Genomic DNA, 14541 nt, shown 5'->3' on the forward strand with positions numbered 1-14541 from the left:
TTTACTTACCGGACTTCTCCGCCGCCTTTTTGCCCTTTCTTGTGGTCAGAACGTACCATAAGGCTCCCGTTAAGCATACGGAAGAGTAAGTGCCGCAGATGATGCCCGCCATCAACGGCAGGGCAAATTCACGGATGGAGGAAACACCCATGACAAACAGCACCAGGACCATAACAAAGGTGGTCAGGGAAGTGTTGATGCTTCTCGTAAAGGTCTGTGTGATACTCTCGTTTACGACCTCCTTAAGATCCGCTCTCGGTCCCTGGAGCTTTAAGTTCTCGCGGATACGGTCGAAGATAACGATGGTGGCGTTGATGGAATATCCGACAATGGTAAGGAGGCAGGCAATGGCTGTGGAGCCCACGGACCATTTTGCCAGGGCGTAGCAGGCAACCACCACCAGTACGTCGTGTACCAGGGCGATGACTGCGCTGGCCGCAAAACGGATATTCTTGAAGCGCACCCAGATATAAAGCAGCATAAAGATCGTTGCGATCACAGTCGCCACAATGGCGTCGCTCTTCATCTCTGCACTGATGGCTCCGGAAATGCTCTCTGCGATGATCTTGGATTCATCCACACCGAAGTTCTCCACCAGGGCTGCATCCAGGGCCTGACGCTCCTCCACGCTTAAGGTCCTGGTCTTGATGATGACCTCTGTGGTACCGGCCACCTTCTGGGTCTGGGTATCGGCGCTCTTTGTAACGCCTTCCACCACCGGGACCACCTCGCTGGAGATCCGCTCTAAGGACATATCCTCATTAAAGGTCACGCTGGTGGACGTACCGCCCTTGAAGTCCAGGCCATAGTTGAAGGCTCCGCCGATGGAGGACCTGTTCATCACCATTCCAGCCACGCCTGCGCCGATCATCACTAAGGAAATGATAAAGCACACGTTCCTCTTTCCAAGGAAGTCAATGGCCTTTTTCTCCTTCTTGGTGCCGTAGAACTTCTTATCCGTAAAGCCCAGGCTGTAAAGGGCGTTCAGTACAAACTTTGTCACGAACAGGGCTGTGAACATGGACAGCACGATACCGATGGCCAGGGTCGTTGCAAAGCCCTTGACCGTACCGGAGCCTCTCCAGTAAAGGACAGCCGCTGCGATCAGCGTCGTAACGTTTCCGTCGATGATGGCGGATAATGCCTTTGCAAAACCGGTCTTAATAGCCGATTTTACAGTCTTGCCCAGGCCGATCTCCTCCTTGATACGGGTGAAGATGATAACGTTGGCATCCACGGCCATACCGATGGACAGGATGATGCCGGCGATTCCCGGCAGGGTCAGTGTCACCTCGAAGGCCGCTAAGAGGATGATGATCAGTGCCACATACAGGCACAGGGCCAAAGATGCGGCCAGGCCCGGGATCAGGTATACGATGATCATGAATACGCACACGATCCCAAAGCCGATGACTCCGGCCTTTAAGCTGGTGGAAATGGCTTCCTGTCCCAGCTTCGCGCCCACCACATTGGAGCGCAGCTCCTCTAACTCCAGGGAAAGGGAGCCGATCCGGATGGTGGAGGCCAGCTTGTCCGCCTCCTCATAGGAGCTCATGCCGGAAATAGAGGCCTTGCCGCCGGTGATGGCAGCCTGGACCACAGGGTTGGAATAGATCATCCCATCATACACGATGGCAATGTGCTTTCCTACATTTGCAGCCGTCACATCTGCAAACTTCTTTGTGCCTTCCTCTGTAAAGGTAAGGGATACCTCGTATTTGTTGGCACCGGTCTCGTCCTTATAGATCACAGGACTGGCTGTGGCCACATCCGTTCCCTCTAAGACCACCTGCATGTTCTCATCCAGGAACTGTAAGGAGCCTGGCTTTCCCAGCTCCTCCAGGATCTTATTGGCGTCGGTAACGCCCGGGATATCCACGTTGATACGGTTGCTGCCTTCCTGGTATACCTCCGCCTCAGAGCTGTACGTCTGTACTCTCTGCTGGAGCTTATACTGGGTATCGGCCATGTCCTCTGGACTGGGATCTGCTTCCTTTGCCTGATAGGTGATGCTGACACCGCCGGCCAGATCCAGGCCCAGCTTAATGCCGCCCTCCTGGGACGTTACTCCGTTCTCATCGGTCACCAGCTTGCTGCGCATAAGCGTATCATACCCAAAATAGCCGAAAACCCCGAGAACGAGCACCAATGCCAGGAGGCTCAGAAGCCCCTTTCCTTTGCTGCTCTTCATGATACATTGTCTCCTTAATCTAAAAAATTTCCCGGCCGGTCCCTGCCGGCCCCCGCGCCTATTCCTCTGCCAGCGCGGCCCTTATCATAATCGCGCACTCGATGCGTTTTTTCTGCATCTCGCAGCCAATATCATAAGCGTCTGTGATCTTTCCATGGAAATTGTAGGAGTTGGCCGCACAGCCGCCGCTGCAGTAGAATCTGGCAAAGCAGTCCTTACATTTGTCTTTGGCGTATACATTGCACAGCTTGAACTCGTCGCGGACCTTTGTATTGGTGATCCCCTCGTCCACATTTCCTAACAGGAAATCCTCCATACCAACGAACTGATGGCAGGGATAAAAATCGCCCCAGGGCGTCACAGCCAGATACTCCGTTCCGGAGCCGCAGCCCGAAAGCCTCTTGGCCACGCACGGTCCCTGGCTCAGATCCAGCATAAAGTGGAAGAATTTAAAGCCGCGGCCTTCCTTTTCCCTCTTTACAAATTCCTTTGCCAGACGGTCGTACTCCTCCATGATCTGGGGAAGGTCCTCTTCACGGATGGAATAAGGAGCCTCCGGCGGCGCTACAACTGGCTCCACCGACAGCTTTTTAAAGCCCAGGTCTGCAAAGTGCAGTACGTCATTGGAAAAGTCCAGGTTGTTTCTCGTAAAGGTCCCTCTTACGAAATAATCCTTATCTCCTCTGGATTCCGCGAATTTCTGGAATTTCGGAACGATCAGGTCATAGCTTCCCGTTCCGTTGCGGAAGGGACGCATCTTATCGTTGACTTCCTTCCGTCCGTCCAGGCTTAAGACCACGTTGCTCATTTCCTTATTGCAGAACTCCATGATCTCATCATTTAAAAGAACGCCGTTGGTGGTCAGAGTGAAGCGGAACTTCTTATTGTGGGCCTTCTCCTGGGAGCGGCCGTACTCCACCAGCTGCTTTACCACATTCCAGTTCATTAAGGGCTCTCCGCCAAAAAAGTCCACTTCCAGGTTTACCCGGTTTCCGGAATTGGCGATCAGGAAATCCAGGGCCTTTTTCCCCACCTCAAAACTCATTAAGGCTCTGCGGCCATGGTACTCGCCTTCCTCTGCAAAACAGTACTGACAGGCCAGATTGCAGTCGTGGGCAATATGAAGGCACAGGGCCTTTACCACGGTCTGGCGTTTCTTAAAGTCTACCACATAATCCTTATAGATATCTGCGGTAAACAGTTCCTCGGCATCGATCAGCTCCTGGGCGTCGGAAAGGGCGTCCTCCAGATCCTCCTTCGGGTATTTTCCATCCAAGGCAGAAAAAACTGCGTTCTTCTGATCCTCTGTGAGCTTCTCCGGCTTTTCCATATCGGCCACAACGTCCGACAGGGCCTTTACCACATCATAAAAAAGGGCGTCCACCGAATGGACAGAGCCGCTGTTGACATCCAGGACGATATGATATCCGTTGTTGATATACTGATGAATCAAAATAATTCTCCTATCTGTGTCGTAAACTAAACGTCTTCCTTTGAGACAATAAATACCCCTACAATCATAGGACCGTAGGGGTCATCTTTAAGCGTTCCTGATTGTACAGGCCCCCGCCATTAGCGGTTGCTGTTTTCGCAGCTCTGGTTTCCTACTGTGCAGGATGTCTTGCATGCGGACTGGCAGGATGTCTGGCACTCGCCGCAGCCGCCCTTCTTCATGCTGTTCTTTAAAGTATTGGAGCTTAATGTCTTAACGTGCTTCATAGGTAGATCCTCCTGTTATTCTTTTATTCATGCGGGCATAAACGCCCACAGCATCTCACTTTGTTATGAGATTATACCATACGATTTTCCATTATGCAATAGGGATAATTCCCAGGAAACGGGCAATAGCCTCTCCTTCATCGACGTTTCCTTATCATAGAACAAAATTATCTGTTAAAATTAGGGAATAGCATCCCAGATTCTTTTCCATTCCTTCAAAAGAAAATCCATCATATAAAGTTCCGTATTTTGTTGCAAGCATTGATTATTATTCTGGCATTAACAAAAAAGATAATTGAAGGATATCTTCATTCGCCGGAAAACTTAAGAGCATACGTAATTATTCAGCCGAAATAAGTTGTTTCTGAATTTATTATATACAAATAAGCCCACCCAAAGGTGAGCTTATTAAGAATGCGCATTTACAGGCTGTGGCTGAATTACATTTTTAGGGCAACCGCTTTTCGGTTATTCCTTGGATCGGTCAATTTCACTTCCTATTTTGTTTCCACCTAATAAACCAATCACCCCACCAACAATGGCACATGGGATAGTTCCTGCGAATGCCCCAATGGGTCCACCTACTGCAATACCAATACCTGCTCCTATTTTTGCTCCTGCAGCAGCTCCTGCAATCGCTCCTCCTGCACTGCCTATTGCTTCTGCTTTTCTTTCCATACTGCATTCCTCCATTTGCTTATATAAGTATTTTTTACTCTTATAGATTATTCTATCATAACATTGATTATTTTACAATTAGAACATAAATATATTTATCCAAGCAAAGAGAGGTATTTTAATTGCAATCTAGAATAGATTATAAAAAATTAGGGTTACGAATAAAATCTATACGTATCAGTAAAAATTTAACGCAGGAAAACCTTGCTCAGTTGGTCGATTGTAATGTAAGTCACATTTCCAACATCGAAAATAATCATACCAAGGTTTCTCTTATTATGTTACTGTCTATCGCCAATGCTCTCAACACATCTATAGACTATCTCTTATCCGAACAATATGAAAACCGATCTCTCGCATTGGACAACGAGATATTGAGAGCGATAAAAAATTGCGACAATATAAAGAAAGAAAAAATTTTAAAAATAATTGAAATCTTATAAATCCCTCACCACTGATAGGTGACAGCATTATTTTCATTGTATATTCATACTAGAATAAAATGTTTCATACTTGCTGTTCAAAATAGCACAATACACACAATCTAGTAGTCTTTCCATATCATTTTTGGACAAATCTATCCCATTTGGAAATGTATCTCTCAATAACCACTATTACAAACTTACCTTATACACATATTTATTAAAAAAGAAAACGCTGCTCCACAGCCTATCTTTTATCGTATGGTTCATCATCGTAATTATGTATAATGGTCTGGGTACGGCTGCTATTCCTATATTTTCCGGTCATTGCCTTTTGTACCAGCTAATTTGTGGTAGGACCATGCTAGGTCCTCTCTATTCATATATATGATTAAATGGAAAATCTCATTGATGCAACCCCTTTCATTGTCGCAGAACACGCCCCCTCTAAATAATCAGGAGGTTACCCAAATACCATTCCTCGCATCAAAGCCAGGGGGAATGGGAATCGCCGGTGAAGTCTGAAGATATCACCTTGTCCTCAATATAGTCCAAACTCCCCGGAAGCACATTTTCACCAACTTCCTTTCTCCTTCAGCAGATATTTCCATAGGAATCCGGCGATTTTAACGCTACATTCAAGTCCACGCTGGAAACATCGGCACCATACGATTTTCCATTATGCAATAGGGATAATTCCCTGGAAACGGGAATATCCATGTAGAAACAGGGGCGGCTGTCCCTTACGGCCCCAGGCCCCCGTATTTTATGAAAAAGGAGGTCGTTTTATGCTGGCACAGAAAGCCTGGCGTATGATCCGTACCCTTATCTTCACCTACCTGGTCTCCGGAGTCCTTTTAACGGCCCTGGCCTTTGCCCTTTATAAGTTCCGTCTGCCGGAAAGCCAGATCACCCTGGGCATCAGCGGCGTGTACATCCTCTCCTGCTTTATGGGTGGCTTCATGGCAGGAAAGGCCATGAGATCCAGAAAATTCCTCTGGGGGCTCCTCACAGGGATCCTTTACTTTGCCTTCCTCCTTATCATGTCCTTTCTCCAGGACCGGACCATCACCGCCGACGCCGTCCGGCTGGGCACGGTCTTTGCCATGTGCTCTTTAAGCGCCATGGCCGGGGGGATGATCAGCTGACGGACAGAAAAAAGAAGCGCCCCGCTCCGTTTCCGGAGCCAGGGCGCTGTTCTTATTTTCTGTATTTATTTATTTCCAACTTTTGCCATGGCATAGACCACCAGAGCCAGAAGACCGATCACAACGAAAATACCGGCCATGCCCTGCCACATGATATTGAAAGCTTCCAGAACATTTGCATTCATGGTTTCTACCTCCTACATAAAGAATCCAAGGACAATGCCGCCTGCCACTGCGGAGGCCACCTGTCCGGATACGTTGGCGCCGATGGCGTGCATCAGAAGATGGTTGGTGCTGTCCTCAGCGACACCCATTTTCTCAATGACACGGGCGGACATGGGGAATGCGGAGATCCCGGCAGCGCCGATCATGGGGTTGATCTTGTTCTTGGAGAACAGGTTTAAGAACTTTGCAAATAATACGCCGCCTACGGTATCGAAAACGAAGGCGAACAGACCGAGCACCATGATCATCAGGGTCTGAACCGTTACGAACTGCTCTGCACGCATGGAGAAGGAGATCGTAATACCCAGAAGGAGGGTGATCAGGTTGGCCAGGGTATGCTGGGCAGTCTCAGAAAGGCTGTTTAAGCAGCCGCATTCACGGATCAGATTGCCGAACATTAAGAAGCCCACCAGGGATACAGAGGCCGGAGCCACCAGACCTGCGATGAAGGTAACGATGATCGGGAAGGCGATCCTTGTGAGACGGCTTACCTTACCGGGCTGGTAAGGCATCTTGATCATACGTTCTTTCTTTGTGGTAACTGCCTTTACGGCCATGGGCTGGATAATGGGAACCAGGGCCATATAGGAATACGCGGCCACGGCGATGGGGCCGATGTAGTTGGATTTTAACACCTGGGATACCAGGATGGAGGTGGGGCCGTCAGCCGCACCGATGATGCCGATGGATGCTGCATCGCGGATATCAAATCCCAGGAACGCTGCCACTACGATGGTAAAGAAAATACCGAACTGGGCTGCCGCGCCGAACAGGAACATCTTGGGGTTGGATAATAAGGGACCGAAGTCGATCATGGCTCCGATACCGATGAATAATAACAGCGGGAAGGCCTCAGAGGCTTCGATGCCGGTCTCAAACAGCCACTGTACGATACCGTGGGTCTCGCCTACGCCCTCCATCATCTGGTTTAAAGCGCCGCTGAACGGGATGTTCACCAGGATCGCGCCAAAGCCCATGGGTAAAAGAAGGGCCGGCTCGTAATCCTTCTCGATCGCCAGGTAGATCAGCAATAAGCCTACCGCATACATTACGGCCTGCTGCCATGTGATGGACAGTAAGCCGTTCCATAAAAATTCCATACTGCTTCCTCCTTAGATACTGAAAGTATTGACTTATTTTCCAGGAGTTAAAACCGGATGCCTGCGTAAAAAAAAGACCTTTTGCAGACGTTTCACCGCCTGCAAAAAGTCTCGTTACCAGAACCGGTATGCACAGCCAGACGTTTCCGCCGCGTTTGTTGACCATGCATTTCAACTACTCCCTTTTGAAGAGAATATAACTGGTAAAAAAGAAAAAGTCAATAGCACTTTCCCACATTTTTAATTTTCTTTACAATTATTTAACGGATTCTGGTTCCGTTTCTTCCTCCTGAATGTAAAGATGGATCTTATCGATCCGGTTCCGGTCCACCTTATCCACCACAAAGCGGAGAGTTTTATGGGTGACTTCCTCCCCCTCCTCCGGCAGATGATCCAGAAGGCCGATGATAAAGCCTCCGATGGAATCGTAGTCCTCGGATTCCAGGTCCAGGCCCAGCTGGTCGTTTAAGTCATCCAGCTTCATGGCCGCCTCCACCACGTATTCCCTGGGTCCGATCCGGCGGATCAGATCCTCCTCGTCCTCATCGTACTCGTCCCGGATCTCGCCCACGATCTCCTCCAGCATATCCTCCAGGGTAATGAGGCCTGCCGTGGCCCCGTACTCGTCCAGGACGATGGCGATGTTGTTCTGGGTCTTCCTAAGCTCCACCATCAGCTCCGCAGTCTTTTTGAACTCATAGGTATATAACGGCTCCCGGAGATAATCCCGGATGCAGAATTTTTTCTGATTTTCTGTCAGCAGAAGGTCCTTGATGTTGATGATCCCGATCACATTGTCCGTAGTCTCCTCATAGACCGGATACCGGGTATATTTCACCTCCCGGAAGACCTCGATCACCTCGCTGAAGGTGGCGTCCACGTCGATAAAAGTCATATCGATCCGGGGCACCATAATATCCTTGGCCACCGAATCCCCAAAGTCGAACACGTTGTAGATCATCTTCTTTTCGTCCGACTCGATGACCCCCTCCTCGTGGCTCACCTCCACAATGGTACGCAGCTCGTCCTCTGTGATGGCGTCCTGCTTTTTATTGGGGTCCACATGGAGCAGACGGAGAACGCCCTGGGACAGCTTATCTACGATGAAGATCACCGGCGTCAGTACCTGCATGATCATGTAAATGGGTTTTGCAAACCTGAGGGCCATGGTCTCCGAATAAAGGGTGGCGCTGGTCTTTGGGGTGATCTCGCCGAAGATCAGGACCAACAGCGTCAGGATCCCCGTTCCAACACCCACATACATGTCTCCGAAGGCGCGTGTCACGAGGATCGTCGCCAGAGACGAGGCGGAGATATTTACAATATTGTTGCCGATCAGGATCGCGCTTAACATCTTCGGCTGGTTATCCAGTACCTTCATCAAGGTCTGGGCGCTGCTTAAGCCTGCGTCCGCCAGATTCCTTACGCGGATCTTGTTGACTGCCATCATCGCTGTTTCCGATGATGAGAAAAATGCTGATAATGCCAATAGCCCGATTACAATGAGTATCTGCAGGGCTTGCCCTGAATCCAAGAAAATCAACTCCTATTTCTATATGTTTTTGGTCTGGCCGGCGAAAAAACTCCGGCTGGTTTTTATGTATACAGCCCCAATTTTACTATATTCTTCCATAGGTGTCAATGGGATTCACCGCCATTTCGTCCGCCTTTCCGTTGACATATCAACTGTTCTGGATTATAATTGACTTATCAACGATTTCCGTATCAGAAAAGGGAGGGATCTTATGGAACAGTCCGTCAGCACCTATAAAAAGATACGCCGCCTCTACCGCCAGAGTCAGAAATACGCCGCCAGCCGCATGGAGCAGCCGGAGCTGACCCAGTCGGAGCTCCAGCTCCTGCGCCATGTGGGCTTCCATGGAGAGGTCAGCCAGCGTCACCTGGCCGACGAGATGGGCGTCGATAAAGCCATGATCTCCCGGATCCTCCAGAAGCTGGAGGCCAAGGGCTATCTGGTCCGCACTGAGGACGAGAACGACGCCCGTTCCAAAAATGTGCGCGCCCTGCCCCCTGCGCTGGAGATCCACTCCCAGGGAAAGGGCCTTTCAGAGCAGTTCTTCGACCAGGTCACTGGAGACTTTTCCACTGAAGAACGGGAGCTTCTGGACCAGCTCCTGGGCCGTATGCTGGAAAAAGGGAAGGCGCTGGCAGCCGCCCCTGCTCCGGAAAAGGAGGTCCGTCCATGAAATATGTGATCCGCTATGTGAAGCCCCACATCCCTACGATGATCTTTGGCTTCACCATCAAGTTCACCGGCACCATCCTGGATCTGATGATCCCCTATATCCTTTCTTATATTATTGATGAGGTAACTCCCAGAAACGACATCGGCCTGGTGATCCGCTGGGGACTTATGATGGCGGTCTGCGCCGCTCTGGTCCTCGTCTGCAACGTCTGGGCCAACCGGGTGGCCTCCGCCGTTTCCAGGGATTCCATCGAGGCCCTCCGCCACGACCTTTTCTATAAGATCTCCTATCTTTCCAGCAGCCAGGTGGATGCCTTTACGATCCCATCCCTGGTGACCCGTATGACCACAGATACCTACAACCTGCACCGGACCCTGAACATGATCCAGCGCATGGGCGTCCGTGCGCCGATCCTGATGCTGGGCGGCGTGGTGGTGACCATGTTCATCGATCCCTGGCTCTCTGCCATTCTCTGCTTCCTGATCCCCTTTATGATCCTGGCGGTGGCAAGGATCAGCCGGAAAAGCATCCCCTTGTTCGGGAAGGCCCAGATCGCCGCTGACGCCATGATCCGCGTGGTGCGGGAAAACGCCACCGGGATCCGGGTCATTAAGGCCTTAAGCCGCACAGAATATGAAAAGGACCGGTATGAAACGGTCAACAGCCGCTTAAACGCCGCTGAGGCTAAGGCCAGCATCACCATGGCCGCCTCCGGTCCCCTGATCAATCTGATGTTAAACACAGGACTGGCTGCGGTGATCGTGGTGGGTGCGTGGCGTGTCTCCACTGGAGCTATGAAGCCCGGGGCCATCGTGGCCTTCCTTACCTATTTCACCATTATCTTAAATTCCGTCATGGCCATCTCCCGTCTGATCACCATGTCCTCCAAGGCCATTGCCAGCGCAGGCCGTGTGGAGGAGGTCATGATGACGCCCCAGGACATGGAGATCCGCCCCTGGACCGGCCGGCCTGAGACTGCCCCCGGCGCCAGTCCGGACGCTCCGGACAGGACCTCCGGGAAACGTCCGCCCCACATGGAATTTGATCATGTGTCCTTTTCCTATAATAAACGTGCCTATAATCTGTCGGATCTGAGCTTTTCCCTGGAGCATGGCCAGTCCTTAGGCATCATCGGCCCCACAGGAGCCGGAAAGAGCACCCTGGCCCAGCTTCTTTTACGCCTTTACGACATCGACAGCGGCCAGATCCGCATCGACGGCCGGGATATCTCCACCTTCCCCTTAAAGGAGCTGCGTCAGAAATTCGGCGTGGTGTTCCAGAATGACGTTCTGTTTAAGGACAGTCTCCTGAATAACATCGACATGGGCCGTAAGCTGGATATGGATGCCATCGACCGGGCTGTGGAGGTGGCCCAGGCGGCCTCCTTCATTGCAGGATCCGGCGGCTATGAAAAGCCCATCGCAGTCAAGGGCGTCAACTTAAGCGGCGGCCAGAAGCAGAGGGTCCTCATTGCCAGGGCCCTGGCCGGCAGACCGGAATTTCTGATCCTGGACGACTCCTCCAGCGCCCTGGATTATAAGACCGACGCCGCCTTCCGCCGGAGCCTGTCCAAGTCCTTCTCCGGCACCACCACCATCATCATTGCCCAGCGCATCAGCTCCATCATGCACTGTGATAAGATCCTGGTGCTGGAGGACGGCATTCCCCAGGGGCTGGGGACCCATGAGGAACTTTTAAAGACGTGTGACGCATACCGTGAGATCAGTACGATCCAGATGGGAGGTGAGGACCTGTGAAACGAAAAGCCACTCTGATCCGCATATTCGGTTATCTGCTCCAGCACAAGCGCCAGCTGGCCTTTATCCTCTCCCTGTCCTTCCTGGGGAATCTTCTGGCCCTGGCCGGTCCCAGGCTGTCCGGCGCTGCCATCAACCTCATCGCCGAGGGCATGGACGGGAGCATGGATCTGCCTGGAGTTTATAAGTATGCGGCCTTTATGCTGCTGTTTTATGTGTCCAGCTCTCTTATGAGCTATGCGGTCAACGTATCCATGATCACCCTGTCCAGACGGATCACCTATACATTAAGAAAGGATACCTTCAACCATCTGGTGACTCTTCCCGTGAGCTTTTTCGACGGCACCACCACCGGAGACATCTTAAGTCGCATTTCCTATGATATCGACACCATCAATGCCTCCCTATCCAACGACGTGGTCCAGGTGGTGTCCAGCTCCGTCACCATCGTCGGCTCCCTGGTGATGATGCTGCGCCTAAGCCCCAGGCTGGTCCTGGTCTTTGCCGTCACCATCCCCCTGGCCCTTCTTCTGGCCTCCTATCTGACCCACATGGTACAGCCCATGTTCCGGGCCAGGTCCAGGGCTGCCGGAGAGTTAAACGGCTATGTGGAGGAAATGATCTCCGGCCAGAAGACCCTCCGGGCCTATACCCAGGAGGAACGTGTCATTCAGGACATGGACGTGCAGAATAAGAAGCTGGTGGACGCCTACTATAAGACCGACTACTATGCCAGCATCATGGGCCCGGCCACCAACGCCATCAACAACCTGGCCCTGGCCCTGATCTCCGTGTTCGGAGCCATCCTGTATCTCCATGGCTCCATCAGCATTGGCAGCATCTCTGCCTTCGTGCTCTACTCCAGGAAGTTCACCGGGCCCATCCGGGAGATCGCAGAGATCTACGGTGAGCTCCAGTCCTCCCTGGCGGCGGCAGAGCGGGTCTTTAAGGTCATCGACGAGCCCCCGGAGCCGGCAGATCTGGAAAACGCCGCTCCGCTGGAAAACGCCCAGGGCGACGTGGAGCTTTCCCATGTGAGTTTTGGATACCAGAAGGACCAGGTGATCTTAAAGGACTTCAGCATGAAGGCCCCCAAGGGCAGCCTCATCGCCATCGTTGGCCCCACAGGAGCCGGAAAGACCACCTTCATCAATCTGCTGATGCGGTTTTATGACATCGGCAGCGGCTCCATCCTGGTGGATGGCCGGAATATTTCCGATATCACCAGGAAAAGCCTCCGGCTTTCCTACTCCATGGTCCTCCAGGACACCTGGCTCTTTTACGGCACCATCTACGAAAATATCGCCTACGGGCGGCCCGACGCCACCAGGGAAGAGGTAGTCGCTGCGGCAAAGGCGGCCAGGATCCACACCTACATCGAAAGCCTTCCCCAGGGCTATGATACGCTCCTTATCGACGACGGCACCAATATATCCAAGGGCCAGAAGCAGCTTCTGACCATTGCCAGGGCCCTGCTGATGCAGACGCCCATGCTGATCCTGGACGAAGCCACCTCCAACGTGGACACACGGACCGAGCACCAGATCCAGGCCGCCATGCGGGCCTTGATGGCAGACAAGACCTGCTTCGTGGTGGCCCACCGGCTCTCCACCATCCGGAATGCCGACTGCATCCTGGTGGTGCGGGACGGAAACGTGGTAGAGCGGGGCACCCATGAGGAGCTGATGCGTCAGAAAGGGTTTTACTATGAGATGCACCAGGCACAGTACAGGTAGGGAGGCCTTGCAGTTCCTTCCGGCTTAAATAGAAAAAGCACTGGAATATCCCGTGATCCGGAGGCTGGATCCGGTGGGTATTCCAGTGCTTTTATCATTCTCAGTCGGATTTTTTACTGACCGCATTTAAAATACAAAGCCCCATAGCCAATATGGGAAACAGTACCCGGAGATTTAAAAAGCCTGCGGGCTTAAAATCAATATTTGCATCCAGAACCAGTCCGATAAACCATGCAGATAAAGTCGCAGTGATGGCAGTCAGATACATGGCCGGTTTCCCTTTCAGGCTAAAAATTAAAAATACCATGAGTATAAGAAACACAAAAAACAGCAGAATCGTAAAAATAACCCCATCCATTTATATCCCCTCCAGAATCCGGTTTTTACCCCCCCCCACATCGGGAATGCAGCAAAAGAAATCCTTCTTTCCTCTTCCATTTTCCATGATCCAGGAGACCTGGACATATCCCTATATATCGAAGTTAAACGTCACATAGTCATCATCAAAATTCCCGCTGTAAAAGGAAATGGTTAAAACATTCAAATGATAGGATTCCATATATTTTTCCGTTTTTTCCGATGACAAAAGATATTCCCGGATCTCCTCACCGATGGCCTCTAGTCCGGCAATACTGCCGTCCAGATCGTCAAAGTCAAAATAGCCGTCATCCACCGCATACTCCACATATAATTCCCCAGTTCCACTCAAGGGACCAAACTTTTTCAGTTGGAATTTTCGTCCATTTCCAGAATATTTAAATGCCCGGGTCTGGATTTCATATTCGTCCTCTGGTATTTCCACAAACATAGTTTCGTTTGAAATGGAAACACTGCTCTGCATATCCGACAGCACCTCTCCATTCTGGTTGTATACCTTTACCCATACATCCTTTGATTTTAATCCCACATAGCTGTACTGCTTCAAAAAGTCCGTAATTTCCTCCGCAAGGCGGTCTGCCTGTTTCATCCCCTCCTCATCCCTTATTCTGTCTGTCACAAGACGGACCCGGAAACTCAGATTGTACAGCGACTTTTTATTTTTTCCCGGTATCAGAGACAGCGTGTCCTGGACCACTTCCAGGCTCTCCAGCTCCGTATTTTCATATCCTTTTAAAAATTCCGTTACCTCTCCAGTAAAAAATTCCTCGCTGGAAGCAACCGGAATCTGTTCCAGCTGGCGTTTCAGTGTATAGATCTCCTTCCGGTCCAGCTTCCGGGTCTCTTCGGACTTCGGTACATCCTCAATGGAAAGCGGTTTCACCACAGCCGCCTCTTCCTTAGGGGCGCATGAAACCAGTAATAAAACCAGAACAGCAGCATATATCTTCTTCATGACATTTCCCTCCTTCCCCATATTT

The 14541-nt window shown here is 51.1% G+C and carries 13 protein-coding genes; 5 read left to right on the forward strand and 8 right to left on the reverse strand.

Features of this window, described 5'->3' with window-relative positions; genetic code table 11:
* Window position 1: 1 nt before the first annotated feature.
* The 4 genes from WIH05_RS06365 to WIH05_RS06380 all read right to left on the reverse strand — a co-directional run bounded on the left by WIH05_RS06365 (window position 2) and on the right by WIH05_RS06380 (window position 4588).
* The gene (locus WIH05_RS06365) at window positions 2-2191 is read right to left on the reverse strand and encodes a protein translocase subunit SecDF (protein ID WP_022274742.1); all 2190 of its coding nucleotides are present in this window, start codon (window positions 2189-2191) and stop codon (window positions 2-4) included.
* A 58-nt stretch (window positions 2192-2249) separates the two neighbouring features.
* The gene (gene scfB, locus WIH05_RS06370; RefSeq protein ID WP_022274743.1) at window positions 2250-3644 is read right to left on the reverse strand and encodes a thioether cross-link-forming SCIFF peptide maturase; all 1395 of its coding nucleotides are present in this window, start codon (window positions 3642-3644) and stop codon (window positions 2250-2252) included.
* A 119-nt stretch (window positions 3645-3763) separates the two neighbouring features.
* On the reverse strand, window positions 3764-3910 hold the full coding sequence (scfA, locus tag WIH05_RS06375) for a six-cysteine ranthipeptide SCIFF (protein WP_015553081.1): 147 nt from the start codon (window positions 3908-3910) through the stop codon (window positions 3764-3766).
* Between the two features lie 468 nt (window positions 3911-4378).
* The gene (locus tag WIH05_RS06380) at window positions 4379-4588 is read right to left on the reverse strand and encodes a hypothetical protein (RefSeq protein ID WP_337425142.1); all 210 of its coding nucleotides are present in this window, start codon (window positions 4586-4588) and stop codon (window positions 4379-4381) included.
* A gap of 122 nt (window positions 4589-4710) precedes the next feature.
* On the opposite strand from WIH05_RS06380, the gene WIH05_RS06385 reads away from it, so the two are divergent.
* Window positions 4711-5031 (forward strand): helix-turn-helix transcriptional regulator, encoded by a 321-nt coding sequence (locus WIH05_RS06385; RefSeq protein ID WP_337425143.1) that lies wholly within the window; start codon window positions 4711-4713, stop codon window positions 5029-5031.
* Between the two features lie 767 nt (window positions 5032-5798).
* A complete protein-coding gene (locus WIH05_RS06390) occupies window positions 5799-6158 on the forward strand; it encodes a TIGR04086 family membrane protein (protein ID WP_022274044.1) in 360 nt (119 codons plus the stop codon).
* Window positions 6159-6355: 197 nt separating this feature from the next.
* Here WIH05_RS06390 and WIH05_RS06395 read toward each other — a convergent pair whose 3' ends face one another.
* Together WIH05_RS06395 and WIH05_RS06400 are read right to left on the reverse strand one after the other, a co-directional pair.
* Window positions 6356-7483 (reverse strand): sodium ion-translocating decarboxylase subunit beta, encoded by a 1128-nt coding sequence (locus WIH05_RS06395; RefSeq protein WP_022274046.1) that lies wholly within the window; start codon window positions 7481-7483, stop codon window positions 6356-6358.
* 256 nt (window positions 7484-7739) lie between these two features.
* The gene (locus tag WIH05_RS06400; protein WP_022274047.1) at window positions 7740-9017 is read right to left on the reverse strand and encodes a hemolysin family protein; all 1278 of its coding nucleotides are present in this window, start codon (window positions 9015-9017) and stop codon (window positions 7740-7742) included.
* 211 nt (window positions 9018-9228) lie between these two features.
* On the opposite strand from WIH05_RS06400, the gene WIH05_RS06405 reads away from it, so the two are divergent.
* Genes WIH05_RS06405 through WIH05_RS06415 form a run of 3 tightly spaced genes read left to right on the forward strand, consistent with a single transcriptional unit; the run spans window position 9229 to window position 13183 of the window.
* Complete coding sequence (locus WIH05_RS06405) at window positions 9229-9690, forward strand: MarR family winged helix-turn-helix transcriptional regulator (RefSeq protein WP_022274048.1); 462 nt, start codon at window positions 9229-9231, stop codon at window positions 9688-9690.
* Complete coding sequence (locus tag WIH05_RS06410; protein WP_022274049.1) at window positions 9687-11447, forward strand: ABC transporter ATP-binding protein; 1761 nt, start codon at window positions 9687-9689, stop codon at window positions 11445-11447. The genes WIH05_RS06405 and WIH05_RS06410 overlap by 4 nt, the downstream gene beginning before the upstream one ends.
* On the forward strand, window positions 11444-13183 hold the full coding sequence (locus WIH05_RS06415) for an ABC transporter ATP-binding protein (RefSeq protein ID WP_022274050.1): 1740 nt from the start codon (window positions 11444-11446) through the stop codon (window positions 13181-13183). The genes WIH05_RS06410 and WIH05_RS06415 overlap by 4 nt, the downstream gene beginning before the upstream one ends.
* A 100-nt stretch (window positions 13184-13283) precedes the next feature.
* Here the strand turns inward: WIH05_RS06415 and WIH05_RS06420 are convergent, their stop codons facing one another.
* Window positions 13284-13541, reverse strand: coding sequence for a hypothetical protein (locus WIH05_RS06420; protein WP_022274051.1), 258 nt, complete (start codon window positions 13539-13541; stop codon window positions 13284-13286).
* A gap of 111 nt (window positions 13542-13652) precedes the next feature.
* A complete protein-coding gene (locus WIH05_RS06425; protein ID WP_022274052.1) occupies window positions 13653-14516 on the reverse strand; it encodes a hypothetical protein in 864 nt (287 codons plus the stop codon).
* Between the last annotated feature and the right edge of the window lie 25 nt (window positions 14517-14541).

The organism is Alitiscatomonas sp. (assembly GCF_037242085.1).
Lineage (GTDB): Bacteria > Bacillota > Clostridia > Lachnospirales > Lachnospiraceae > Alitiscatomonas > Alitiscatomonas aceti.